The organism is Ruegeria sp. CF8 (assembly GCF_056537285.1).
This window is the reverse complement of sequence record NZ_JBQFRG010000001.1, coordinates 906,405-931,015: the sequence shown is the minus strand read 5'-3', so window position 1 is coordinate 931,015 and position 24,611 is coordinate 906,405. Positions and strand designations below refer to the sequence as shown.

The following is a 24,611-nucleotide window of genomic DNA, read 5'->3' as shown; positions in this document are numbered from 1 at the left end:
TTTTCGCCAACAAATTTCATATGCCTGTGTCGCCTCACCGGATTACTCGTCCACCACCGAGAACAGGCTCGGCACGGCGGGGCATGGGGCAAGGTCGTTCTTGATCACGTCAGACAGGCGCGTCTGATGCAAAAACACATAGACATGGGCGCTCAGGCTTTCCCAAAGGCGGTTGGTAAGGGATTGCGCGCGGCTGCCCGAAGATGCGCCAGAGGCTCCGGCCCCTTTTTGCAACGCATCAACCGTTTCATCCACGGCGGCAAGGATCTCGACCACACGGATTTCCGACGCAGGCCGCGCCAGTCGGTACCCGCCGCCCGGCCCGCGTACCGAAGAAACCAGCTCGGCCCGGCGCAGTTTCACAAAAAGCTGTTCCAGATAAGGCAGCGATACATCCTGGCGTTCTGAGATTTCTCCAAGGGTCACAAGCCGGTCGCTTGGCTGCAACGCAATATCCGCCAAGGCAACCATCGCGTATCGCCCTTTGGTCGACAGCTTCATCTTTTGCCCCCTCTTTGCAGGAATTGCGCGAAATCATTGACGCCGACGCTGCCAGTGCGTATCTCCGACTGACAGCGCTGATGCGCGGTGAAATGTAATTAGAACCGTTCTAAGGTGTCCGACGATTATCGTCAAGTATATCCCGGCACCCGTACGAAAAAGACAGGACCAAAGCACACATGCCCGAGGTGATTTTTCCCGGACCCGAAGGCCGCCTGGAAGGCCGCTACCACCCGCAAAAGGAAAAAGACGCACCGATCGCAATCGTGCTTCACCCGCATCCTCAATTTGGCGGGACCATGAACAACAAGGTGGTCTATAACCTGCACTATGCCTTTTACAACATGGGCTTCACCGTGTTGCGCTTTAACTTCCGCGGTGTGGGCCGCAGTCAGGGAGAGTATGATCAGGGCGTAGGTGAGCTAAGCGATGCTGCCTCTGCGCTGGATTATCTGCAGTCGATGAACAACAACTCGAAACACTGCTGGGTCGCAGGGTTTTCGTTTGGGGCATGGATCGGAATGCAGTTGCTGATGCGCCGGCCTGAAATCACCGGGTTCATCAGCGTGTCGCCACCAGCCAATATGTACGATTTTTCATTCCTGGCGCCCTGCCCTTCATCCGGCCTGATCATCAACGGCTCGGCTGACCGTGTGGCCCCTCCGGCAGATACAACGTCGCTGGTGAACAAACTGCACGAGCAAAAAGGCATCACGATCACTCACAACGAGGTTGAAGGTGCAGATCACTTCTTCCAGGATCGCCACATGGACACGCTGATCACAGACGTCAGCGACTACGTGAAACGCCGCCTGACCGAGAACACCCGCTGATGTCCGACACCATCACAACTCTTGCGGCCAAACTGGCCGAAGATACGATGAAGGTTATGGACGAAACCGGGGAAGACCGTTTCTTTGTAGAAGTCGGCGAAGTGCTGGGGGCGGCGTCGCAGTCTTTGGAAGAGGCATTTCTGACCGAAATCCGCGTCCGCCTGGCCGAACGCAAGGCCAGACAGTTTGTCATCAGACGTCTGGCGGCACACCGCTCCAAACAAAAAGCGATAGAAAAGCAATGAGTGATCGTTTGTCGGCCCAGATCGAGTTTCTGAAACGGGCCGACATGCTAAAAACGGTCGAGCGTGCAAACGTCCTGCTCGACCAATCCCGACCCGAAAACTCTGCCGAACACAGCTGGCATCTGGCATTGTGGGCCATGGTGATGGCCCCGTTGGCCGAGCCAGACGTGTCGATCGATCGGGTTATCCGTATGTTACTGTTGCATGATTTGGTTGAGATCGTCGTAGGCGACCACCCAATCCATGTGGAAACCGACTGGGAAAAGCTGGCGGAGGCAGAGCAAACTGCAGCGTCAGAGCTGTTTGGGCTGCTGCCGGATGATCAGGCGCAAGTCTTTTTGTCCTTATGGCAAGAGTTCGAGGCAGACCAGACACCAGATGCACGGTTCGCGAAGGTTCTGGATCGCTGCCAACCGTTGTTTCAGGTACTGTGCGCGTCTGATCCCAGGCCAGACCATGTGGATATTGCCCGCGCTAATCTGGACAGTGGCCGTGCGGCCTATCTTTCACAGGTCTTTCCACTGGCCTACCGTCATGCAAATGACCTCCTGACAGGGTCAGAGCCTCAGGACAATGCCTTTACAAGGCGGCTCGACTTTTTGACCGAGGCAGATCAGCTGAAATCGGTGATACGCGCGTCGCGCCTTATGGCTTCGGATCGGTTAGAAAACTCGGCAGAGCATTCCTGGCATATAATGCTCTACGCTTGGGTATTGTCAGAACACGCACATTCCGAAGTTCATGTGGATCGCGTCCTTCAGATGCTTCTTCTGCACGACATCGTCGAAATCGATGCCGGAGATCACCCTATTCACGGACAGGTCAATCACGCCGAGCAGGAGGCAAAAGAACAAGCGGCAGCTCAGCGGTTGTTTGGCCTGTTGCCGGACGCGCAGCAGAAATTTTTCACGGACTTGTGGCGGGAATTCGAAGCTTGCAAGAGCGCAGACGCTCAATTTGCAAAATCAGTCGACCGGTTTCAGACGCCAATTGCCAACCTGGAAAACGGCGGCGGCTCTTGGAGCGAATACAATGTGTCTTTTGCTCAACTCGAAGCGCGTGTTGGACCGGCAATCCGAAATGGGGCACCAGATCTTTGGAATTGGCTGCGCCCCAAGCTCGTCAGATTTTTTCAAAGCCACGAAGCTGCACCACTAGACGCATAACAGAAAAAAGGAGCCCAAAGGCTCCTTTTTCCCTTTCAAGTTCCGAGTGGCTTTAAAACACACGACTACCATCGAACTGTTGAACCACAATGGCTGCCTCTTTTTCGACGGACCCCCCGTCGGCAAGCCACCCAACTGCCACAATCAGACCAGAAACTAAAATGACCGACTTTGCGAATGTCGTCATCGAACAATACTCATTAACAAATCATAAAATATGAGCCAAACCTTACACTTATTCAAACTCGGGAATAGTCAGGTATACCTGACCTTACGGAAATTTTAATTTGAGACTTGCCTTGCTTGTGGCGCGTGTTCCGTGTTCAAGGCGCTCAAACCTTATAGCTCTGCGAGAGACCATAATGCCTCAAGCCTATCTGTTTCTGTTGCTCGCCGTGATGGCGGAAACCATCGGCACAACCGCATTGCAGGCCAGCCAGCAATTCACCCGGTTTTGGCCCTCCGTCCTTGTTGTCTTGGGGTACGGGGTCGCCTTTTATCTTCTGGCGCTGACCCTCAAGACCATGCCTGTGGGCATCGTCTATGCAATCTGGTCCGGGCTGGGAATCTTTCTGATCGCGCTCATCGGGTTTCTGGTGTTTGGTCAAAAGCTGGACTGGCCGGCGGTGCTTGGACTGACCATGATTCTGGCTGGAATTCTGATCATTCACCTGTTTTCGAAGACTGCCGGCCACTGATCCACGGTTAGGGCTGGTATATTTTGCCGCGCCGCGTTATGCGCGCGGCAACTTCCCGTTCAAAGGCTGACCTCTCATGGACCTGCGCAATATCGCAATCATCGCTCACGTGGACCACGGTAAAACGACCCTGGTGGATGAGCTGCTTAAACAATCCGGTGCGTTCCGGGAAAACCAAGCTGTGGCGGAACGTGCCATGGACAGCAATGATCTGGAACGTGAACGCGGCATTACCATTCTGGCCAAAGCCACCTCGGTCGAATGGAAAGATACCCGCATCAACATCGTCGACACCCCCGGCCACGCCGACTTCGGTGGCGAGGTTGAGCGGATCCTCAGCATGGTTGACGGCGTTGTCTTGCTGGTCGACGCCGCTGAAGGCCCGATGCCGCAGACCAAGTTTGTGACCTCCAAAGCGCTGGCACTGGGCCTGCGCCCGATCGTGGTATTGAACAAGGTCGACAAACCAGATGCCGAACCGGATCGTGCGCTGGATGAGTGTTTCGACCTTTTCGCGAACCTTGGGGCTGATGATGATCAGCTGGATTTCCCTGCCATGTACGCCTCGGGCCGTTCTGGATGGGCGGACATGGAGCTGGACGGCCCTCGCAAGGACCTGAGTGCCCTGTTCGATCTGATCGTTGATCACGTCCCTGCCCCCAAGCAGACCGAGCACAAGGAAGAGCCGTTCCGGATGCTGGCCACCACGCTTGGCAGCGATCCGTTTATCGGTCGAATTCTGACGGGTCGGGTTGAAAGCGGCACACTGAAGGCAGGCGATAGCCTGAAAGCGCTCAGCCGTGATGGCACGCTGATCGAAAACTTCAGAGCGTCCAAAATCCTGGCGTTCCGTGGCCTGGCCCAACAACCCATTGATATCGCCGAAGCCGGGGACATCGTAACCATTGCAGGTATGAGCAAGGCCACGGTTGCGGACTCGTTGGTTTCCCCACAGGTTGAAGAAGCCCTGCCCGCGCAACCCATCGATCCGCCGACAATCACGGTGACCTTCGGCATCAACGATTCCCCTCTGGCGGGTCGCGACGGTAAAAAGGTTCAATCCCGCGTCATTCGTGACCGGCTGATGAAAGAAGCCGAGTCGAACGTTGCAATCCGGATCACCGACACGCCTGGCGGCGAAGCGTTCGAAGTTGCGGGCCGTGGCGAATTGCAGATGGGTGTTCTGATCGAGAACATGCGCCGCGAGGGTTTCGAGCTCAGCATCTCCCGACCACAGGTTCTGTTCCGCGAGGAAAACGGTCAACGGCTGGAGCCCGTGGAAGAAGTCACCATCGACGTGGATGACGAATATTCTGGCGCCGTAATCGAAAAGATTACCGGTGCCCGCAAAGGCGAACTAGTCGAAATGCGACCGGCTGGTGCGGGAAAGACCCGGATCATCGCCCACGTCCCTTCGCGCGGTCTGATCGGTTATCACGGTGAGTTTTTGACCGATACACGTGGCACTGGGGTTCTGAACCGCGTGTTCCACGATTGGGCGCCTCATAAAGGCCAGATCCCCGGCCGTCGCGCAGGCGTTCTGATCTCGATGGAGAACGGACAGGCCGTTGCTTATGCGTTGTGGAACCTTGAAGAGCGCGGCCGCATGTTTGTTGGTCCGCAGACCGATGTCTATCAGGGCATGGTGATCGGAGAGCATTCGCGCGACAATGATCTGGAGGTCAATCCGCTGAAAGGCAAGAAACTGACCAACGTGCGTGCAAGTGGTTCAGACGATGCGGTTCGACTAACGCCGCACGTTCAGTTTTCGCTGGAAGAGGCAATTGCCTACATCGACGACGACGAACTGGTTGAAGTGACGCCCAACGCAATCCGTCTGCGTAAACGTTACCTGGACCCGCACGAACGCAAGCGGATGGCCAAGTCGGCTTGAACAACCTGCGCTTGTGGTTGATCCAACGGGAAACAATGGCATAACTGTGGCATTTTTGCTTCCAATGGATCAAAAAACGATTTTTGAAAGGCCGGGCCAAACGCCCGGCTTTTTCTTGAAAAGATAGGCTTTTCTACTTTAATTTGCATTAATTTTCACTCACTCGCCCCGCGCACATCTTGCGATTAAGTCGATCTAAAGGTGTAAATGTGCCCGAAGTGTGACGTCGTTCACTCACATAACAGTTAAAATGGTGCATAGGGATGCACATGAAAGGTACCGAGTTCCGAGGAGTTAATGATGGTTTTTCGTTCCCTTAAGTTACCAGTCTTTTTTGCCGTAACAGCTTTCTTTGTTTTGCCTGCCAGCGACGCGTTTGCAGGCGGAACGTGTACTGTAAAAACAGCTCGACAGTCCGCAGGGTCGCCGTCGCTTTTGTGCGACTGTGATGCCGTCACGACTGGAATGCTGCGATATATCCAGCGCCGTGCTGATTTTGATGAAATTGTTGCTCGGTTGGGTGCTGAGTGTTCACCGCTTGCTGATCTGCTAACTGACCTTCCCACAGCATCGGTCGGGTCTACAGATACGCGCGCGGGCGATGGTCCAGCAGACGAAACCAATAACGGTGTTACCGGCGGTGGCGGCGGCGGTGGTGGTGGATTCGGCAACACACCGGACAATGACGGCCCACAAGGCGATCCTGGCCCACAAGGCGATCCTGGTCCACAAGGTGACCCCGGTCCGCAAGGCGATCCTGGTCCACAAAATGATCCTGACCCACAAGGTGATCCCGACCCGCAAGGTGACCCTGACCCACAGGGCGATCCCGATCCACAGGGCGACCCGGATCCGCAGGACGATCCCGAACCCCATGATCCTGACTATGATTATCCAGGCGACGGAATTGGCCTTCGGTAAAACGGACGTAACATAACATATGCAAAGGTCGCCGACACGCTCGGCGACCTTTCTAACGTGAGGTTTTTGATCAACGGGTTTGGATCAGTTAATACCAAATATACCAAAGAATTTGGTGTCTAAGGCCGACCGATTTCTAAATCGGTTCCTTCAAAGTAAGCTCTAACTCTTACCGTAGACACCAACCCATCTTTGCGGTTGGCTTGGATCCTGCATTCTGAGGAACAGGTATTTTGTCTTTGACCATGGTTTGATTCTGTTGGTTTGGTTGTCCAAAACCAAGTCGCCTTGATGCGATCTATAAACCAGAACAGCATGAGAATTGCGCTGGGCATCAAGAACCGTAGCGATCAATAAACGATTTGGGTCTACTCCTGCGTGGATCAGGTCCCGCTTCTTGAGCAACGCAAAGTCCTCGCAATCACCGCCTCTGTTCGTTGGAAGCGCCCAAAGTTCTCTTGTTTTGTACTGTGATTGATCAGTGACCTCTCGGGTCGAGGCGTTCACGCGCCGGTTTACTTGCTGCACAATCTGCATTTCAGACTGGCTGGACAGTGCCGCAGATCGTTTCGCTGTACATGCCCAACGATACTGGCTGCAAAGGTTTCTTGCCCCGGTCGGTGGAGGTGAGGACGCAACGGCGGGAATAAAGCGACCTTCAGAGGCCTGGGATTCTGTCGCCCCAAAAGGCGTTGCCAGGAACATAGCACTAAGACCAACAGCAAATGCAGCAGAGGACATTGCCCGTGCAAACCGGTGGTTGGTCGATTTGATCAATGATGTCATGCCCATTCCCCAAAACAGTATCGTCCGAACGACTGCCGATACCAAAGGACCATATTCCACTTCTGGAACGTATCCTCGAACGACCCTCAGTCGCAATCACTGAGACCGTGCAAATGAAAAAGGGCGAAAATTCGTTCCTTAATTTGACAATTTCGAGCAGGAATTGAGAAAGGACCGCCACATTTTTACGAAACCATCAGTGAATAAACATAAAGATATGGTCGTAAACGATTGAAAATTTGTAAAAATGAAGACAGCCCGCAAATGCGGGCTGTTTTTCTAATGCGCGCGTCATGTGTAAGCTGAAATCAGCCTAGCGGCCTATGGGTCTACACTTATTTGGTGATTTCGACCACGACCAACTCTCTTTCGCTGGCATTGCGGGCGTGATTCAACGCCTGCTGATACTCATCAGAATTGTAGCATTCGACTGCTGATTCTAACGACGGGAACCGAGCAACCACATTGCGCGGGCGCTCTTTACCTTCCAACTGAACATATCGCGCGGCCCGAGCGATGAATTCACCGCCATGTTTGGCTATGGCTGGTCCGGCCAGCTCAGCGTACTTCCCATAGGCCTCGGCGTCCGTGACCGTGACATGTGCAATCCAGAGTGCAGCCATCTTATCCTCCCAATACCTGCTCTGCGGCTTTGATCGCAGCATCTGCGTTCGAAGCGTCTTTGCCGCCACCTTGAGCCATATCAGGCCGGCCGCCGCCGCCCTTGCCACCCAGCTCAACCACCGCCGCTTTGACCAGATCCACTGCCGAAACGGTTCCGGTCAGGTCCTCGGTCACACCGGCCGCAACCGCAGCCTTTCCACCCGTGTCAGCGATGAGCAGTACGGCACCTGTTCCAAGACGGGCTTTATGTTCGTCGATCAGCGCTGGAAGGTCTTTACCCGACACACCGCTCAGGGCTTGCGCCAGGAACTTAACGCCGTTGACTTCCCGCGCTTCGGTTCCGCCACCCTGCCCGGCGCCACCCGCCATTGCCAAATCGCGACGCAGCTGAGCGACTTCGTTTTGCAGCGATTTGCGCTCATCCAGCAAGCTTTTTACCCGAGCAACAACATCGTCCGGTTGCGCTTTCAGTTCCAGTGCCACCTGAGCAAGCCGGTGATCCTGGGCCGAAAGGTAACGGTTCGCTTCATCCCCGGTCAGCGCTTCGATCCGGCGCACACCGGCGCTGCTTGCGCTGTCACCCAGCACCACAAACGTGCCGATATCCCCCGTCTGGCGCACATGAGTGCCGCCACACAGTTCGATCGACCAGGTTTCGCCATCCTGCCCCTTGCCGGTTGGTGCCTTTCCCATCGAGACGACGCGAACTTCGTCGCCGTATTTTTCGCCAAACAAAGCCTGAGCCCCAAGCTCGCGCGCATCGTCAGGCGTCATGATCCGGGTTTCAACGGTTGAGTTCTGGCGAATGAAGCTGTTCACCTCGCGCTCGACCTTTTGGATTTCCTCAAGGCTCAGCGCTTTGGAATGGCTGAAATCAAACCGCAGACGATCCGCCGCATTCAGCGAGCCACGCTGCGCCACATGATCCCCCAACGCTTCCCGAAGTGCTTCGTGCAGAAGGTGCGTTGCCGAATGGTTGGCGCGAATGGCAGTACGGCGGGCGTGATCCACTTCAAGCTCGACCGCGTCTCCTTTGGACAGCTTACCGTTTTCGACCGTTACCTTATGTGCATAGACTTTACCGTCGGCGAATTTCCGGGTGTCCTCCACCCGGCTAAGGTCATCGCGGTCTTCGACTCGGCGCAGGTCACCCGTATCGCCAATCTGACCACCAGCCTCGCCATAAAACGGGGTCTGGTTCACGACAACCCATCCGCTGCCGCCTGCTTCAATAGTGTCGACCAAAGCGCCATCTACGACCAGCGCGGCAACCTGCGCTTCGGCCTTCTCTGTCTCATACCCAAGGAAATCCGTCGCACCGGCTGAGTCCAGCACGTCAAACCACACCGCCTGATCCGCAGCTTCGCCAGACCCGGCCCAGGCGGCCCGCGCCTTGGCTTTCTGTTCGGCCATTGCGGAATCAAACCCGTCGGTATCGACGGCACGACCTTTCTCGCGCAGCGCATCCTGCGTCAGGTCCAATGGGAAACCATAGGTGTCATAGAGTTTGAAGGCCGCTGCCCCTGGTAAAGGCGCGCCTTCGGCCAGTCCTGCAACCTCGTCATCCAACAGCTTCAATCCGCGATCCAGAGTTTGCTTGAACTTGGTTTCCTCAAGCAAAAGTGTCTCTTCGATCAAGGGCTGGGCTTGCGTCAGTTCCGAGTAATGCCCCCCCATCAACTGCACCAACGAAGGCACAAGGCGATGCATGACAGGGTCTTTCGCCCCCAACAGGTGCGCATGGCGCATGGCGCGGCGCATGATCCGGCGCAGAACATAACCGCGACCATCATTGCTGGGCATGACCCCATCTGCAATCAGGAACGAGGTGGAACGCAGGTGGTCAGCAATCACGCGATGATGCACGTTCTGATCACCATAGGGATCCACACCGGTTGCATCTGCAGACGCCTCGATCAGGGTTTTGAACAGGTCAGTGTCATAGTTGTCATGGCTGCCCTGCAGCAACGCGCCGATCCGTTCCAGACCCATGCCAGTGTCGATCGACTGCATATCCAGCTCGACCATCGAGCCATCTTCGAACTGTTCGTTCTGCATGAAGACGACGTTCCAGATTTCGATAAAACGGTCGCCATCTTCTTCGGCCGATCCCGGAGGTCCCCCCCAAATGTGATCGCCATGGTCATAGAATATCTCTGTGCACGGTCCGCAGGGACCGGTTGGGCCCATCTGCCAAAAATTGTCGTTGGTGGCGATCCGGATAATGCGATCCTCAGGCACGCCAACCTTTTTCCAGATCTCAAACGCCTCGTCATCGGTGTGATAGACCGTGGTCAGCAGGCGGTTCTTGTCTATCCCGAATTCCTTGGTGATCAGGTTCCAAGCGAACGGAATTGCGTCATGCTTGAAGTAATCCCCGAAGGAAAAGTTGCCCAACATCTCGAAAAACGTGTGGTGACGCGCGGTATAGCCCACATTGTCGAGGTCGTTATGTTTGCCACCGGCCCGCACACATTTCTGTGCCGTCGTGGCGCGTGTATAGTCGCGGGTTTCCAGACCGGTGAACAGGTTCTTGAACTGGACCATCCCGGAGTTCACGAACATCAGAGTTGGGTCGTTACGCGGCACCAGCGGGCTGGATGCCACAACCTCATGCCCCTGTTTTTCAAAGTAGTTCAGAAAGGTCGATCGGATATCGTTCAGGGTTGGCATAGGGCTCTCTCGGCGCACATAAATCTTGGTCACCGCAGGTTTATCCCCCTGTCAGAAAAGTGTCCACAGCAGAGGTGTGCCAGAATGCAGCAAGGCGGCCCGATGGACCGCCTTGTTTCGCATTTTCACTATTTCGTTTGGAAATGGCCAGACTTCCGGCTTCCTAATGCGTGACCGTCACGCTTCGAGGATATCATCATCCTCGACAGCACCCGGTGGCATATCGAAATCCAGACCATGCGCAGCGCGGATCTTGTCTTCAATGTCCAGGGCGATCCGGCTGTTGTCACGCAAATATTGCTTGGCGTTCTCACGCCCCTGCCCGATCCGCTCATCGCCATAGCTGAACCACGACCCCGATTTCTCGACCACGCCAGCTTTGACACCCAGATCCAGCAATTCACCCATCTTGCTGATACCTTCGCCATACATGATGTCGAATTCGACCTGCTTAAACGGTGGCGCCACCTTGTTCTTCACGACCTTGACACGTGTCTGGTTGCCGACAACCTCGTCCCGATCCTTGATCGCGCCGATGCGGCGGATGTCCAGACGCACAGAGCTATAGAATTTCAGCGCGTTACCACCAGTGGTGGTTTCCGGGCTGCCGAACATCACACCGATTTTCATCCGGATCTGGTTGATGAAGATCACCATACAGTTCGAACGGCTGATCGAACCTGTCAGTTTCCGCATCGCTTGGCTCATCAGACGGGCCTGAACGCCAACATTACTGTCGCCCATGTCGCCTTCAAGCTCGGATTTCGGTGTCAGCGCCGCCACCGAGTCGACCACGACCATGTTGACCGCACCCGACCGCACCAGCGTATCGGTGATTTCCAGAGCCTGTTCACCAGTGTCCGGCTGTGAAATCAGCAGCTCATCGAGGTCAACACCCAGTTTGCGGGCATATTGCGGGTCCAATGCGTGTTCCGCATCCACAAAGGCGCAAACACCGCCACGCTTTTGCTGTTCTGCGATGCAATGCAATGTCAGCGTTGTCTTACCCGAACTTTCCGGGCCATAGATTTCAACAATCCGCCCCATCGGCAGGCCGCCGATTCCCAGCGCGATGTCCAAACCCAGCGAGCCGGTTGAGCTTGCTTCGATATCCTGCTTGGCACCTTCGCCCAGCTTCATGATCGAGCCTTTACCGAATTGCCGTTCGATCTGGGCCAGTGCGCTGTCGAGCGCCTTTTGCTTGTCTGCGTTTTTCTTGTCGCTCATTGTCAGAAGATCCGCCATTGTCCTGTCGCCTTCCCTTTTGTCACACCCTTGATCGGGCGGCAATCGCTGCTTTGTTCGCCTCTTGTTCCTTATGGGACCAAAAAGAGAACATTTCAACTAAAACTTACAAAACTCACTCTTCTGCAATTGTGTTAAAGAGTCGTTTACGACAATCTGCCCAAATAACCAGGATACAGCGGAACGCGATATATGCTTGTTTTCTTTGAAGAACGTCTGGCTTTTCTTGCCGTTCCCAAGACAGGAAGCACGGCTTATCATGCCGCCTTGCGTGACCGAGCTGATCTTGTGGTGACACATCCTCCTGAACTGAAACACGCGCCGGTGCGCCGGTTTGATCGATTTTTTCAAAATATGTTTTTGAAAATGTACGACACAGAAATGGAAATCATGGCTGTTGTACGCGAACCCATCGACTGGCTGGGCAGTTGGTACAGGTTTCGCAGTCGCGCAGACCTGATCGGCCACCCCCATTCCACACGCGACATCAGTTTTGACAGGTTTGTTCAAGCCTATATGCAAAACCCACGTCCAGATTTTGCCGATGTTGGAAGTCAAAGTCAGTTTTTCCGAACCCGAAGCAATGGGCGCGGAGCGACACATATCTTCAAGTATGAAAACCAGACTGGAATCTTAGACTTCTTGCAAACGCGGCTGAGCATGGACATCGACTTGCCGCGTGAGAACGTTTCGCCTGCTGGAGACCTGAGCCTTTCGCCGGGTACTGAACACCAATTCCGCAATACGCATGCAGCGGAGTTTGCCATTCATAACGAAGCGCTTTGATCAGTTCATTTGCTGAAAGACAGCCTCGGTCAACTGATTGAGCGAGAAGGGTTTGGGCAAGAAAGTTGAGTTTGAAATACCCGGTCCGGACTCGCCGAATGCGCCCTCGGTATATCCTGATACAAACACAACGCGCGCGTCCGGGCGCGTTTCCCGCGCTTTGCGGACCCAGGTGGGCCCGTCCATACCCGGCATAACCACATCGGTTACAAAGACATCTACGTTTAATGACGCGTCCTCAAGAAGTTTCAGCGCCTCTTCGGCCGAATCCGCTTCGAGAACGGTATAACCCTTCAATCGCAGCGCGCGAGTGGCAAAGGCGCGAACCGGTGCCTCGTCTTCGACCAGCAGCACCACCCCTTCGCCTTGCCGTGCACTTTGCGCGTCAGGTTTTGCCGGGGTTGTGATCTCGGTTTTTTCATCAGTCGCGCACACCGGCAGAAAGACCGTGAACTCTGAACCGCGTCCGACAACACTGTCGACGAAGATGAAGCCGCCTGTTTGTTTCACAATGCCATAGACGGTCGAAAGTCCAAGTCCAGTACCCTCACCTGTTCGTTTTGTTGTATAAAACGGCTCAAAAACCTTTTGCAGCTTGTCCGCAGGAATACCTGTCCCGCTGTCCACCACCTTGACCGTGACGTATTCTCCGGGTTGCACTGTCGCCCGATCTCGGCTGAGCGGTCGGGACAGTCGCAGAACTTCGGTTTCAATACGAATCTCTCCGCCTTCGGGCATGGCATCACGGGCGTTGACGACTAGGTTCATCAGGACCTGCTCCAGTTGACGTTTATCTGCCCGCACCGGTTTGAGAACCGGGTCATGGCTCAGCGTCAATTGCACCTTTTCACCGACCAAACGGTTTAGCAGGTGAATAAGGTCCGAAATCGTATCACGCAGATCCAAAACTTCGGGTCTGAGCGTTTGTTTTCGCGAGAACGCCAAAAGCTGACTGACCAGGGCCGCGGCACGATTGGCGTTTTGGTTGATCTGAACAAGATCCCCATAGTCCGGATCGTTCTGATCGTGCCGCAGCAGTAACAAATCGCAGTGACCGGAAATCGCCGTTAGCAGATTGTTGAAATCATGCGCAACGCCTCCGGCCAATTGCCCCACCGCTTGCATTTTCTGACCCTGAACAAATTGCGCCTCCAGCGTTTTCAACTCGGTCGCGTCGTTCAGGACTGCAATCAGACCCGCCTTTCCGTCGATGACAACTTTGCTCAAAGTGACTTGTACAAAAATCTCTTTGTCGTCTCGGCTGAGTTGCAGAAACTCTGACTTAGGCACATCCTCTTCCGACGCTACAGCCGCAAGCCAATCCCGAAGCGGAACCCGCAGCCCTCGCATGATGTCATCGATACAGCTTCCCTTAAGGCTGTCTTTCCCCAACAGCTTTATCGCCAGCCTGTTCGTGTCGAGGATAGTGCCGTCTGAGGAAAGGTTCAGGACTGGAACCGGAAGATCCTCGAAAGACGCGCCTGCACGTTGTGTTGTAGACATGCTGACTGGGATCAGGCCCAAGTGCTGTTTCGACCCCGAAGTCGACAAATCTGCGACGGCGGCTGAGACCAGACCGTCACGGGCATTCACCAAATTTGTGGCCCCTATCACCGGAGCGCCGTCATAAAAGACGTCCTGAACACGTTTCAGGTCAGGACCAAGCATCTTTTCGGCAGCGGAATTGGCATGCTGGATTTCGCCTTTATGCCCAACAGAAAGAACCGGGATGGCCAACTCTCTTCGGCTTGCCCCTTCGCCCTCTTCAAAGCGCCAGCAATACAACTCGGTGTTCAACCGAGACACGCTGAGGGACAGCATGCTCGCGCTGTTGGGAAACTCATCATAGGCACGGCCGCGTGATTGGGCTTGGGATTGCAACCTAAGAAGAACAGCCTGAGGATTCGAAAATGTCGACCGCAAGCATAAGCTGAGAGATTTTCCAGTTTCTGCCCCAAACCGCTTTTGTGCGTGTGTGTTAGCGACCAGAATATCGCCAAACCTGTTGGCAACCAGAAATGGAGCATCCTCTAGTTCTGCAAAAGCTGCCATCAGGGCCGTACGGCGCTGAGCGGACCGGATAGCCATTTGCCCTTTGACTGTGACGCAAAGCACTGCAAACAAGAGGGAAACACCTGCTACTGTAAGGCCAGAACTCCACTCCGGCGGCAACAGACCTGTGATTGGCGCTAAGGCGATCAAAAGAGCCAAGCTCAGCAGAGATCCTACTCGCGTCGCTGAAGGCAGTTGGGTGTAAGATAGATCGCGTACAGAAACTGCAGTGTCAGACATAAACGGCTCACGCACAAAAAGGTGTCGGAAGTAACATCTAAAATGGTTAATGCCCGCTTAACGAAAAAGAGCGGGAAATCATCTACCCTAGGTTGTTATTTTTCCGAGCCTTATCTCGTCAAGTGTGCCGTGAAAAACCCGTCTGATCCGTGTGCGACTTGCCATGATTTGCGGAAGGTTTCGGCCCATTCCGGGTTTCGCGCCAAAAAGGAATCAACGATCGCGCCGTTCTCGTCAGTCAGAACCGAGCAGGTCGCGTAGGCGAAAACACCGCCCGTTCGAACTAAAGCGGTCGTATTCTGTAAAATTCCGAATTGGATTTGCGTGAGATCTTGCAAGCGCTCTTCGGTCAAAGCCCACTTTCCCGCAGGTGCGCGCCGCCACGACCCGCTGCCGGAACACGGAGCATCCGCAAGCACGATGTCAAAGGGCTCTGCTCCGTCTAGTTCCTTTGTGGTCAGAATCTTCACGCGGGCCCCGGCACGTTCTGCGCGCGCAGGAAGATCCCGCATCCGGCCTGTATTCACGTCATGGGCAAAGACTTCAACACCTTTAAACGCAGCCAAGGCCAGCGATTTTCCACCGCCCCCTGCGCAGTAATCAAGGACACGCATGCCCGGCTGAAGCTCTAGCGCCGCAACAACCGCCTGACTGGCAGCGTCCTGCAATTCGACCAACCCGTCCTGATAGGCGCGGCCCCGCGCAATCTTGCGTGCGCCCTCGGTCACTTCCAACGCTGTCGCGCAAAACGCGTGCGGTTGCGCAGTAACACCATCGGCCTGCAGTGCTGCTATCGCAGACGCCGCATCAGCCTTGAGCATATTTACCCTTAAATGCACCGGAGCACGAGACTGAAGCGCCTCGGCCACGACCTGAGTCACAGTTCCCAACGAAGCCGAAAACCGGGGCCAAAGCCATTCGGGAATATCAAGTCGTTCGGCGTCTGACCGAAAGGCCCGTGCGGTCTCTGACGGCTGCACGGGATCAGGCGCATGTCTGTCGCCGGAGAATATGGCTGCTGTGTCCCTACCCTGAGACCGCGTTGCACCAATCATCAAACCGCGCCCGGTGTGGCTGCCCCCAAGCGCTGCAAAGGATCGCTGGCAGCGCAGTGCATCAAACACATGATCCCGCACCGCTGCGCGATCCTTTGATCCTGCAAAGCGACTGCGACGTGCCCATCCGGTCAACGCCTTTTCAACGGGCGCTCCGGTCAAAATCTCGTCCAAGATTTCAATCGCGGCCTGAACACGAGCTGCCGGGGTCATGTCGACCTCCCTAGGGTGTGGGTGAACGCAAAACGGCGCCCGTTTCTGGGCGTCGCACGCAACAGGTCAACAGATCACATCACCCGGTAATTGGGGCTTTCGCGCGTAATCTGAACATCATGCACGTGGCTTTCCTTCAGACCGGCACCGGTGATTTTAACAAAGCTGCAATTCTTGCGCATTTCTTCAACGGTTGCGCAGCCAGTATAGCCCATTGCGGCACGCAGACCGCCCACAAGCTGGTGGATCACAGCACTGGCGGAGCCTTTGTAAGGTACCTGCCCTTCGATACCTTCAGGCACCAGCTTGTCATTGGCTGCGTCCTTCTGGAAATACCGGTCCGCCGATCCACGCGCCATGGCACCCAGACTGCCCATCCCGCGATATGATTTGAATGAACGACCCTGATACAGGATCACTTCGCCCGGGCTTTCATCGGTGCCCGCGATCATCGAACCGACCATGGCGCAGGATGCCCCTGCCGCAATCGCCTTGGCAAAATCGCCCGAGAATTTGATGCCACCATCCGCGATGACTGGCACGTCGCCGGCCGCTGCCGAACAATCGCTGATCGCTGTTAGCTGCGGTACGCCGACACCCGCCACCATGCGCGTCGTGCAGATCGACCCCGGGCCAATGCCCACCTTGATCGCGTCAGCCCCCGCATCGATCAGTGCTTTGGTCGCTTCGCCCGTGGCAACGTTTCCTGCGATGATCTGAACTTCATTGGATAGCGTCTTAACGCGCTTTACCGCGTCCAACACGCCCTGCGAATGGCCATGTGCAGTGTCGACCACGATGATATCCACACCGGAGTCCACCAGTTGTTCCGAGCGCTCAAACCCTGCGTCCCCGACCGATGTGGCGGCAGCTACGCGCAGACGGCCCAGCCGATCCTTGCAAGCTGTAGGGTTCAAGACGGCCTGTTCGGTGTCTTTCAGTGTTAAAAGACCGGTCAGTTTCCCTTGAGCGTCAACCACAAGCAGCTTTTCGATGCGTCGAGCCCGCATCAGGCTTTTGGCTTCTTCCAGGTCTGCGGGTTCTTGCAGCATGGCCAGATTGTCAGCCGTCATCATCGCCTTGATCGGAGTATCGTCCGAAGTGGCAAAGCGCATATCCCGGTTGGTCACGATACCCACAACACGGCCTTCCGCATCCACGACGGGGAAACCAGTGAAGTTGTAGCGTTCTACCAGGGCCTGTGCATCTGCCAGCGTCTGATCTGCGCGCAACGTGACCGGGTTGTAAACGATACCCGATTCAAACCGCTTGACCCGGCGCACTTCGCGGGCTTGCTCTTCGACCGAAAGGTTCTTGTGAATGACCCCGATGCCACCGGCTTGAGCCATTGCAATCGCCATACGCGCCTCTGTCACGGTGTCCATGGCCGAGCTCAGCAGCGGAATGTTCATGGTGATTTCACGCGTTACGCGTGTGGTGGTATCTGCTGTCGCCGGAAGCACAGAAGATGCGCCCGGAACCAGAAGAACGTCGTCAAAGGTGAGTGCCTCACGAATCTGCATCTGAAAACCCCATGCAAAAGCCCGTTTGACGGCGACCCTATCGCATGGATTGAACCAAAGGGAAAGCCCCCCAAAGCAACTCTGGGCTACGGCGGCGCAGAAAACGCCGCAAGCTGAGCAAATCGTGCCGCTGATAGCCCTTTCCCTTTGCGCTCAACATCATATCTTGCGCCCAATACGCGCGAATATGAAAAGGTATGTCTCTGATGACCACCGACCCACTTGTCGTCTTTACGCCCTCTGGTAAACGCGGACACTTCCCCGTTGGAACTCCGATTCTAACTGCGGCCCGTCAGTTGGGCGTCGATCTGGATTCGGTCTGCGGCGGGCGTGGAATCTGCTCCAAATGCCAGATCACACCCAGCTATGGCGAGTTTCCTAAGCACGGCGTCACCGTATCCGAAGACGCGCTGAGCGAATGGAACGCAGTTGAACAGCGCTATGATGACAAGCGTGGTTTGAAACCGGGCCGCCGTCTGGGATGTCAGGCGTCCGTACAAGGGGACGTCGTGATCGATGTCCCACCCGAAAGCCAGGTGCACCGTCAGGTCGTGCGTAAGGCGGCCGCGGCCCGCGCCATCACCATGGACCCGGCCACCCGCCTGTACTTCGTGGTCGTCGAAGAACCCGACATGCACTCACCCACCGGCGATCTTGAGCGTCTGGAACGTGCCCTGCGCGAGCAGTGGAAGATCGAAGCTGTCACAGCCGATCTGTCGCTTTTGTCCAAGCTGCAGCCGGTTCTGCGCAAGGGCAAATGGGAGGCCACGGTGGCCGTTCATAAGGGCCACAACGACAGCGTTGCCAGAATTGTCGAAATCTGGCCGGGCCTGCATGAAGGCGGGCTTTATGGCTTGGCGATCGACCTCGGCTCGACCACTATCGCCGCTCATCTGACCGATCTGGAAACGGGTGAGGTCAAGGCTTCCTCGGGTCTGATGAACCCGCAGATCCGGTTTGGCGAAGATCTAATGAGCCGCGTTTCATATTCGATGATGAACCCCGGCGGCGATCAGGAAATGACCAAGGCCGTGCGCGAGGCGATCAACGACCTGACCACCTCAATTGCCCAAGAGGCCAAGATCGACGCCTCTCTGATCGTGGAGACCGTGTTTGTCTGTAACCCGGTCATGCATCACCTGTTGTTGGGTCTGGATCCGGTTGAGCTGGGGCAAGCGCCTTTTGCGCTGGCCACATCGGAAAGCATGTCCCTGCCCGCGCGCGAGATGGATCTGACGACCATGAACCCACGCGCACAGATCTATATCCTGCCGTGTATCGCAGGCCACGTAGGAGCGGACTGCGCCGCCGTGGCGCTGTCGGAGGAACCCGGCAAATCCGAAGATCTGGTGTTGATCGTGGACGTCGGCACCAATGCGGAAATCCTGTTGGGTAACACCAGCCGCGTTCTGGCCTGTTCTTCGCCAACCGGACCTGCGTTTGAAGGCGCTCAGATCAGTTCCGGCCAGCGCGCGGCCCCCGGCGCGATCGAGCGGATCGAGATCGACCCTGTTACCAAAGAGCCTCGTTTCCGCGTGATCGGGTCCGAGAAATGGTCGGATGAGGACGGATTTGACCTCGATATCGCAACCACAGGCATCACTGGCATCTGCGGTTCCGGCATCATCGAGGCCGTTGCTGAAATGCGTATCGCCGGCTTGCTGGATGAAAGCGGACTGATTGGCTCAGCCGAGCAGACCGGCACGGCACGCAGCGTGCCCGAAGGCCGCACCAACGCCTATCTGATCCACGATGCCAGCGCCGAAGGTGGTCCGCGCATCACCGTTACTCAAGGCGACATTCGCGCAATCCAACTGGCCAAATCAGCGCTTTATGCCGGTGCTCGCTTGCTGATGGATGAGATGGATGTCGAACGCGTGGACCGTGTGGTTTTGGCCGGCGCGTTTGGGGCGCATATCTCAACCAAACACGCAATGGTACTAGGCATGATACCGGATGCGCCGCTTGAGAAAGTCTCCAGCGCGGGTAACGCCGCTGGTACAGGCGCACGTATTGCACTGTGCAATATCGCAGCACGGACCGAGATTGAACGCGTCGTACGTGAGATCACGAAAATTGAAACCGCTATCGAACCAAAGTTCCAGGATCACTTCGTCGCGGCCAACGCGATTCCACACAAAACTGATCCATTCCCGGAACTGTCGCAGGTTGTCACGTTGCCCCACCCAAGCTTCAACACCGGCGGTGCCGACGCCGAAGCCGGTGGTGGTCGTCGCCGTCGGCGTCGCGGATAATCATACATTGGAACGACCGGCACTTGGTTGCCGGTCGTTCCTCGCAGAACTTCCAAGTTCAATGGCCGTCAATGCCAGAAACTAAGTGAGCCCGCGGTGCACATGCACTGCGCACGGCGCGTGGCGAACAACGCGCGAAGCTGTCGATCCTAGGAAATAGTCGCTCAACCCCGGTTGGTGAGAGCCGATGACGATACAATCCACGCCGTTGCTTGTGGCATAATCAATGATCGTTCGGGCCGTGTGGCCTTTGACGATTTCAGACTTTACCCCTTCAAGCCCCTCGACTTTTTCAAGCAATTTCAGCCGCGCACGCTCAAAACCTTCTGCGACAACGGATTTATCCAGATAGGCACTGACAGATCCCTGGGGCATTTCATATACGTGCAGCGCGATAATGTCGGACCCGTTTTCCGACAATGCACGCGCAACTTCCAGCGTGTGCTGCGATATGCCGTGATCCAATGCCATAGGGACAAGAACTTTTTTATACATCGAGGCCTCCAAATCTGGCGGGACTATGCCCAGGGTCTCAGGATAATCTTGGGAGCGGCCACAGCACCAGAGCGGATATCGCGAAATGCCTGCGCTCCATCAGCCAGGGCGCGTTCCTCGGCCCAGTCCAAAGCACCAAGCCGCCCGTCAAAGATCGCTTCTGCCGTTTCGCGGAAATCCTGAGCCGTATAGGTGTATGTGCCGATGAAGGTGATTTCATGCAACGTCATGCGGCGCACGTCCAGACCGCCGGTGTCTTCGCCAAGACCGACATGCGCAATCACGCCGCCGGGATCTGCGACGGCTGATGCGACGGATCGTGTTGCCGCATATCCCACAGCGTCAATAACAAGCGGAAAGCTTCCAATCGCAGCGTCCGCGATTTTGAAGTCTTCAACCTGCTGCAGATAAGCCCGCCGCAACGCATTGGGTTCCGAGACGGTCACATCTTCGACCCCCATCGCACGTAGGGCCAATGCAGCAGCCAACCCAATCGCACCTCCACCAATCACCAGAGCACGGCGGTGCATGGCCGGGTGTAACGCTTCCAGCGCCAGCCGCGCCGCGTGCCAACTGACGGCCAGTGGTTCGGCCAAAGCAGCTTTGGCGAACGAGACATGATCCGGTACGACAACCAGATTTCTGTCCGGCATCGAGACAAATTGCGCAAAGGCCCCTTCGCGTGGTGGCATGGAAATGATCTGACGATCCGGGCACAGGTTTTCACGGCCTGCCTCGCACGCTGCACATTTTCCGCATGTGACCAAAGGGTTGATGGTCACGCGATCCCCTGCGCGAAGACCTTCGACAATCACCCCGGCGGCCTCATGTCCAAGTATCAAAGGGGCTGGTCGCCGCGCATCATGGCCAAGATACGCGTGCATGTCCGATCCACAGATGCCTACGGCTTCAATCCGGATCAGATGTTCAGATGCGTCAGGCACGGCGTTTGGGACATCGCCGAATTCCATCTGCTCTACACCTTTGTAAACCAGTGCTTTCATTTGGCTGTGAACCCCCCATCCACCATCAATATCTGCCCGGTCACATAGTCCGAGGCCTGTGAACACAGGAAAAGAATCGGTCCGTCGATGTCCTGCATCCGACCATTGCGCCCGATGCAGGTTTGCGCTGCGTTCCGCCTGGCACGCTCAGGGTCATCGAAAACAGCCTGCGTCAGTTCCGTGGGAAAGAACCCCGGTCCAATTGCGTTGGCGGTGATGCCAAAGGGCGACCAGGCTTCCGCCATGGCACGGGTCAATTGCCCGATCCCCGCTTTCGTTGCGCCATAGGCGATACCGCCGGGAAACGCGCGGGTTGTTTGCAGCGAAGCAAAATTGACGATGCGCCCCCAACCCTTTTCTTTCATCGCGGGCACCATGGCCTGGCTTAGGAAAAACGGTGCGCTGAGGTTTACCGCCAGCGTGGCGTCCCACCCTTCTGGTGTCACATCATCGGCGACCTCACGCGTGTTTAATCCAGCCGCATGAACCAGAATGTCGGGCGTGCCGAACTTGGCGCTGACGGCTTCCGCCACGCGATCAATTCCGTCACGATCAGCAACATCGGCTTCCACTGAAGCGGACCGAGATCCAATCTCGGCTTGCATCTGCGCCAACGCATCCTGGCGCCGCGCCACGCCAACAACCTGCGCGCCTGCGGCTGCAAGCGCGCGTACCACTTGCCGCCCCAGCCCCGAGCTTGCGCCGGTGACACAAGCCACCCTGCCCGTCAGGTCAAACAAAGCGCGCGGGTCATCCATCAGCGGTCAGATCGAACTGCTCGTCCGGGAAATACTTGGCCAAACGCACATCTGCGGCGCGTGCATGCCCTTCCATCCCTTCCAACCGCGAAATCCGCGCGGTTGCAACGGCGATGGGCTTGGACCCCTCCCGCGTAGCGCGCTGCCACGTCACGATTTTCATATATTTGTGGACACTCAGGCCACCGGTATAGCTGGCCGCGCCAGAGGTCGGCAGAACATGATTGGTTCCAGTGGCTTTGTCACCATAGGATACGGTGGTTTCCTCACCCAAAAACAGCGAACCATAACAGGTAAGTCGGTCCAGCCACCAATCCAGATCCTCGGCCTGCACGGTCAGGTGTTCGGGGGCGTATTCATCGGAACACGCAGCCATGTCTTCGCGATTATCGCAGACGATGACCTCAGCATAGTCCCTCCACGCGGCTGCGGCGTTTTCTTTGTTCAATTCGGGCAAATCGTCGATCAGCTGCGGTACCAGGTCCATGACTTTCTGAGCCAAAGCACGATCATCCGTCACCAGCCAAACCGGAGAGTTATACCCGTGTTCGGCCTGACTGACCAAGTCTGTGGCGACCACATGTGCGTCGGCGCTGCTATCGGCGAGGATCAGGGAGTCAGTTGGTCCCGCAATCATGTCGATGCCAACCTTGCCGTAGAGAATGCGCTTAGCCTCGGCCACGAACTGGTTACCCGGCCCCACTAGAATGTTTGCACGCGGCAAGCCAAACAGGCCATAGGTCATCGCCGCGACGCCCTGCACACCGCCCATCGCCAGAATACTGTCCGCGCCGCAGATGTGGGCCGCATAGACAATCGCAGGCGCAACCCCTTCGCCCGGACGAGGCGGAGAGCACGCTGTGATGTGGCGGCATCCGGCAACCTTGGCAGTGGTGACAGTCATGATCGCACTGGCGATATGGCTGTAGCGTCCACCCGGCACATAGCACCCTGCCGCATCGACCGGGATGGCCTTTTGTCCTGCCACAACACCGGGCACAATCTCGGTTTGAACGTCCGACACGGTGGCCTTTTGCGTTTCGGCAAAGCGACGCACATTGTCATGGGCAAAGCGAATGTCGGCCTTCAGCTTCTCGGGCACCAGTGCAATGGCCGCGTCGATCTCGTCCTGAGTCATCAGGACATTGCCTTCGAACTTGTCGAACTTGGCGGCGTATTCCAGGGCCTTGGCGTCACCTCCTGCCTCGATATCAGACAGGATTGTCTTGACCGTATCATGCACCTCGGTCGCATGAGACTGCGCCGTCAGCGTTGCCTTTTTCAGATAGTCACGGGGCATGTTCAAAAGGTCCTATTGGTAGATTTCAGGAAGCAAAGTGGTCGAAACCGCTGGTACGTAGGCGATCAAGAGCACCACAATCAGCATGGTCAATACGAAAGGCACGGCCCGGGCGGCAATCTTCAGAATCGACTCGCCGGTAATGCCAGATACAACGAACAGGTTCAGACCTAACGGTGGCGTGATGAAACCAACACCCAAAGCAGTGATCATCATGATGCAGAACTGGATCTCGTTCATTCCAATGTTGTCTGCCAGCGGTTTCAGGATCGGTGCCAGGATCACGATGTTTGGTGTCGTTTCCATGACGCAACCCGCAGCGATCAGAATGCCGATCATTAACAGGATCAGCAGATAAGGATCATCCGTCATCGACGTGACCGAGGTCACAAAGCCCTGGGGCACGCCCATGATCGCCAGCGCCTCGGCGAGCGGTGCAGAAAAAGCGATGATGGGCAGGATGACACCGTTTACCTTGGCCGAGCTGACCAGCATCGACGGGAAATCGGCCAGCGTCAGCGTGCGCAGGATGAAGCCCATGATGATGGTGACAACAACGGCGGTCGCACCGGCCTCGGTCGGCGTCAGCCGGCCCGAGAAGATGCCGTAAAAGATGATGCCGGGAACGATAAAAGCGTACCATCCGGATTTGAGCGCCTTGCCCAAGTTGGACAACCACTCACCCATAGTCATCATTCCGCCGCCTTCGTAGGCATAAAGGCGGTTCATGATGATGTTGGTGATCAGGATCGAAACCAGAATAGCCAGTCCCGGGATCAAAGCGGCCAGAAACAGGGTCGAGGCGGAAATGCCCAGAACAAGTCCGATAATGATGTAAGCAATCGACGGCGGGATCAGGATGCCGGTACAGGCCCCGGCGGCCACCAGCGCACAGGCATAAGGGCGCGGATACCCGCTTTCGACCAGACGGTTGATGGTCATCCGGCCCACGGCAGCAGCACCTGCCGCGTCCGAGCCCGAGATCGCCGCGAACATGCCGCAGACCAGCACGGTGGCCGAGCCGAACCCGCCCTTAGCAAAGCAAGTCAGCGCCTCGGCCACGTCGAGAAACTTGCGCGATAGCCCAGTGCGGACCAGGACGTCACCGGTCAGAATGAACAGGGGCACAGCGGTCAGCGCAAAGGCATCGATACCGGTGAAAAGGCTTTCGCCCACCAAACTCAGCGGCAGGTCGCCGGACATGATCAGCATCACAATCGCTGCCGACCCAATGGCGGCCCAAACGGGCACTGCCATGGCGATCAAAGCAACGAACAGGATCACCGGGACATAGAAATCCCAGCCGAGTTCAACTGTTTGATTGAGGGAATTCCAAAGCATTCA

22 protein-coding genes are annotated in these 24,611 nt (G+C 56.3%); 8 read left to right on the top strand and 14 right to left on the bottom strand.

The annotated features are described in order from the left end of the window. Positions 1-42: 42 nt before the first annotated feature. Positions 43-501, bottom strand: coding sequence for a Fe-S cluster assembly transcriptional regulator IscR (iscR, locus tag ACR0EV_RS04525; protein WP_171089975.1), 459 nt, complete (start codon positions 499-501; stop codon positions 43-45). Between the two features lie 179 nt (positions 502-680). Between iscR and ACR0EV_RS04520 the strand changes: the two genes are divergently transcribed. Genes ACR0EV_RS04520 through ACR0EV_RS04510 form a run of 3 tightly spaced genes read left to right on the top strand, consistent with a single transcriptional unit; the run spans position 681 to position 2,745 of the window. Continuing rightward, the gene (locus ACR0EV_RS04520) at positions 681-1,334 is read left to right on the top strand and encodes an alpha/beta hydrolase (RefSeq protein ID WP_170324952.1); all 654 of its coding nucleotides are present in this window, start codon (positions 681-683) and stop codon (positions 1,332-1,334) included. Further along, positions 1,334-1,579 carry a hypothetical protein gene (locus ACR0EV_RS04515; RefSeq protein ID WP_171089973.1) on the top strand — a complete coding sequence of 82 codons (246 nt, stop codon included), beginning with the start codon at positions 1,334-1,336 and terminating at the stop codon, positions 1,577-1,579. The genes ACR0EV_RS04520 and ACR0EV_RS04515 overlap by 1 nt, the downstream gene beginning before the upstream one ends. Further along, on the top strand, positions 1,576-2,745 hold the full coding sequence (locus ACR0EV_RS04510) for an HD domain-containing protein (protein WP_480798965.1): 1,170 nt from the start codon (positions 1,576-1,578) through the stop codon (positions 2,743-2,745). Before ACR0EV_RS04515 ends, ACR0EV_RS04510 begins: the two co-directional genes overlap by 4 nt. Positions 2,746-2,797: 52 nt before the next feature. On the opposite strand, the gene ACR0EV_RS04505 is transcribed toward ACR0EV_RS04510, so the two are convergent. Beyond that, positions 2,798-2,932: a hypothetical protein gene (locus ACR0EV_RS04505; RefSeq protein ID WP_480798964.1), complete on the bottom strand. Its 135-nt coding sequence runs from the start codon at positions 2,930-2,932 to the stop codon at positions 2,798-2,800. Positions 2,933-3,107: 175 nt separating this feature from the next. On the opposite strand from ACR0EV_RS04505, the gene ACR0EV_RS04500 reads away from it, so the two are divergent. The 3 genes from ACR0EV_RS04500 to ACR0EV_RS04490 all read left to right on the top strand — a co-directional run bounded on the left by ACR0EV_RS04500 (position 3,108) and on the right by ACR0EV_RS04490 (position 6,258). Then, positions 3,108-3,443 carry a DMT family transporter gene (locus tag ACR0EV_RS04500; protein ID WP_480798963.1) on the top strand — a complete coding sequence of 112 codons (336 nt, stop codon included), beginning with the start codon at positions 3,108-3,110 and terminating at the stop codon, positions 3,441-3,443. 76 nt (positions 3,444-3,519) lie between these two features. Beyond that, complete coding sequence (gene typA / locus ACR0EV_RS04495) at positions 3,520-5,337, top strand: translational GTPase TypA (RefSeq protein ID WP_480798962.1); 1,818 nt, start codon at positions 3,520-3,522, stop codon at positions 5,335-5,337. A 300-nt stretch (positions 5,338-5,637) separates the two neighbouring features. Further along, positions 5,638-6,258, top strand: coding sequence for a hypothetical protein (locus tag ACR0EV_RS04490; protein ID WP_480798961.1), 621 nt, complete (start codon positions 5,638-5,640; stop codon positions 6,256-6,258). Positions 6,259-6,420: 162 nt separating this feature from the next. Here ACR0EV_RS04490 and ACR0EV_RS04485 read toward each other — a convergent pair whose 3' ends face one another. From ACR0EV_RS04485 to recA, 4 genes are all read right to left on the bottom strand, one after another. Beyond that, entirely contained in the window at positions 6,421-7,104 is a 684-nt protein-coding gene (locus ACR0EV_RS04485; RefSeq protein WP_480798960.1) for a transglutaminase-like cysteine peptidase, read from the bottom strand. 275 nt (positions 7,105-7,379) lie between these two features. Beyond that, the gene (locus ACR0EV_RS04480; RefSeq protein WP_480798959.1) at positions 7,380-7,667 is read right to left on the bottom strand and encodes a DUF1330 domain-containing protein; all 288 of its coding nucleotides are present in this window, start codon (positions 7,665-7,667) and stop codon (positions 7,380-7,382) included. Between the two features lies 1 nt (position 7,668). Next, entirely contained in the window at positions 7,669-10,341 is a 2,673-nt protein-coding gene (gene alaS / locus ACR0EV_RS04475) for an alanine--tRNA ligase (protein WP_480798958.1), read from the bottom strand. A gap of 177 nt (positions 10,342-10,518) precedes the next feature. Then, positions 10,519-11,586 (bottom strand): recombinase RecA, encoded by a 1,068-nt coding sequence (recA, locus tag ACR0EV_RS04470; RefSeq protein ID WP_480798957.1) that lies wholly within the window; start codon positions 11,584-11,586, stop codon positions 10,519-10,521. A 192-nt stretch (positions 11,587-11,778) separates the two neighbouring features. Between recA and ACR0EV_RS04465 the strand changes: the two genes are divergently transcribed. Further along, entirely contained in the window at positions 11,779-12,372 is a 594-nt protein-coding gene (locus ACR0EV_RS04465; protein WP_480798956.1) for a sulfotransferase family protein, read from the top strand. Here ACR0EV_RS04465 and ACR0EV_RS04460 read toward each other — a convergent pair whose 3' ends face one another. The 3 genes from ACR0EV_RS04460 to guaB form a co-directional block, all read right to left on the bottom strand. After that, the gene (locus ACR0EV_RS04460) at positions 12,373-14,664 is read right to left on the bottom strand and encodes an ATP-binding protein (protein ID WP_480798955.1); all 2,292 of its coding nucleotides are present in this window, start codon (positions 14,662-14,664) and stop codon (positions 12,373-12,375) included. A 110-nt stretch (positions 14,665-14,774) separates the two neighbouring features. Next, positions 14,775-15,932: an RsmB/NOP family class I SAM-dependent RNA methyltransferase gene (locus tag ACR0EV_RS04455; RefSeq protein ID WP_480798954.1), complete on the bottom strand. Its 1,158-nt coding sequence runs from the start codon at positions 15,930-15,932 to the stop codon at positions 14,775-14,777. A gap of 74 nt (positions 15,933-16,006) precedes the next feature. Beyond that, on the bottom strand, positions 16,007-17,455 hold the full coding sequence (gene guaB, locus ACR0EV_RS04450) for an IMP dehydrogenase (protein ID WP_171183152.1): 1,449 nt from the start codon (positions 17,453-17,455) through the stop codon (positions 16,007-16,009). A 206-nt stretch (positions 17,456-17,661) separates the two neighbouring features. Between guaB and ACR0EV_RS04445 the strand changes: the two genes are divergently transcribed. Then, positions 17,662-19,710, top strand: coding sequence for an ASKHA domain-containing protein (locus tag ACR0EV_RS04445; RefSeq protein WP_480799012.1), 2,049 nt, complete (start codon positions 17,662-17,664; stop codon positions 19,708-19,710). An 81-nt stretch (positions 19,711-19,791) separates the two neighbouring features. Here the strand turns inward: ACR0EV_RS04445 and ACR0EV_RS04440 are convergent, their stop codons facing one another. Genes ACR0EV_RS04440 through ACR0EV_RS04420 form a run of 5 tightly spaced genes read right to left on the bottom strand, consistent with a single transcriptional unit; the run spans position 19,792 to position 24,608 of the window. Next, complete coding sequence (locus ACR0EV_RS04440; protein WP_480798953.1) at positions 19,792-20,205, bottom strand: universal stress protein; 414 nt, start codon at positions 20,203-20,205, stop codon at positions 19,792-19,794. Positions 20,206-20,228: 23 nt separating this feature from the next. After that, positions 20,229-21,209, bottom strand: a complete 981-nt coding sequence (locus tag ACR0EV_RS04435; RefSeq protein ID WP_480798952.1) for a zinc-dependent alcohol dehydrogenase — start codon at positions 21,207-21,209, stop codon at positions 20,229-20,231. Beyond that, entirely contained in the window at positions 21,206-21,967 is a 762-nt protein-coding gene (locus ACR0EV_RS04430) for an SDR family NAD(P)-dependent oxidoreductase (protein ID WP_480798951.1), read from the bottom strand. Before ACR0EV_RS04430 ends, ACR0EV_RS04435 begins: the two co-directional genes overlap by 4 nt. Then, entirely contained in the window at positions 21,960-23,267 is a 1,308-nt protein-coding gene (gene hisD, locus ACR0EV_RS04425; RefSeq protein WP_480798950.1) for a histidinol dehydrogenase, read from the bottom strand. Before hisD ends, ACR0EV_RS04430 begins: the two co-directional genes overlap by 8 nt. Positions 23,268-23,279: 12 nt before the next feature. After that, positions 23,280-24,608: a TRAP transporter large permease gene (locus ACR0EV_RS04420; protein ID WP_480798949.1), complete on the bottom strand. Its 1,329-nt coding sequence runs from the start codon at positions 24,606-24,608 to the stop codon at positions 23,280-23,282. Positions 24,609-24,611: the final 3 nt, after the last annotated feature.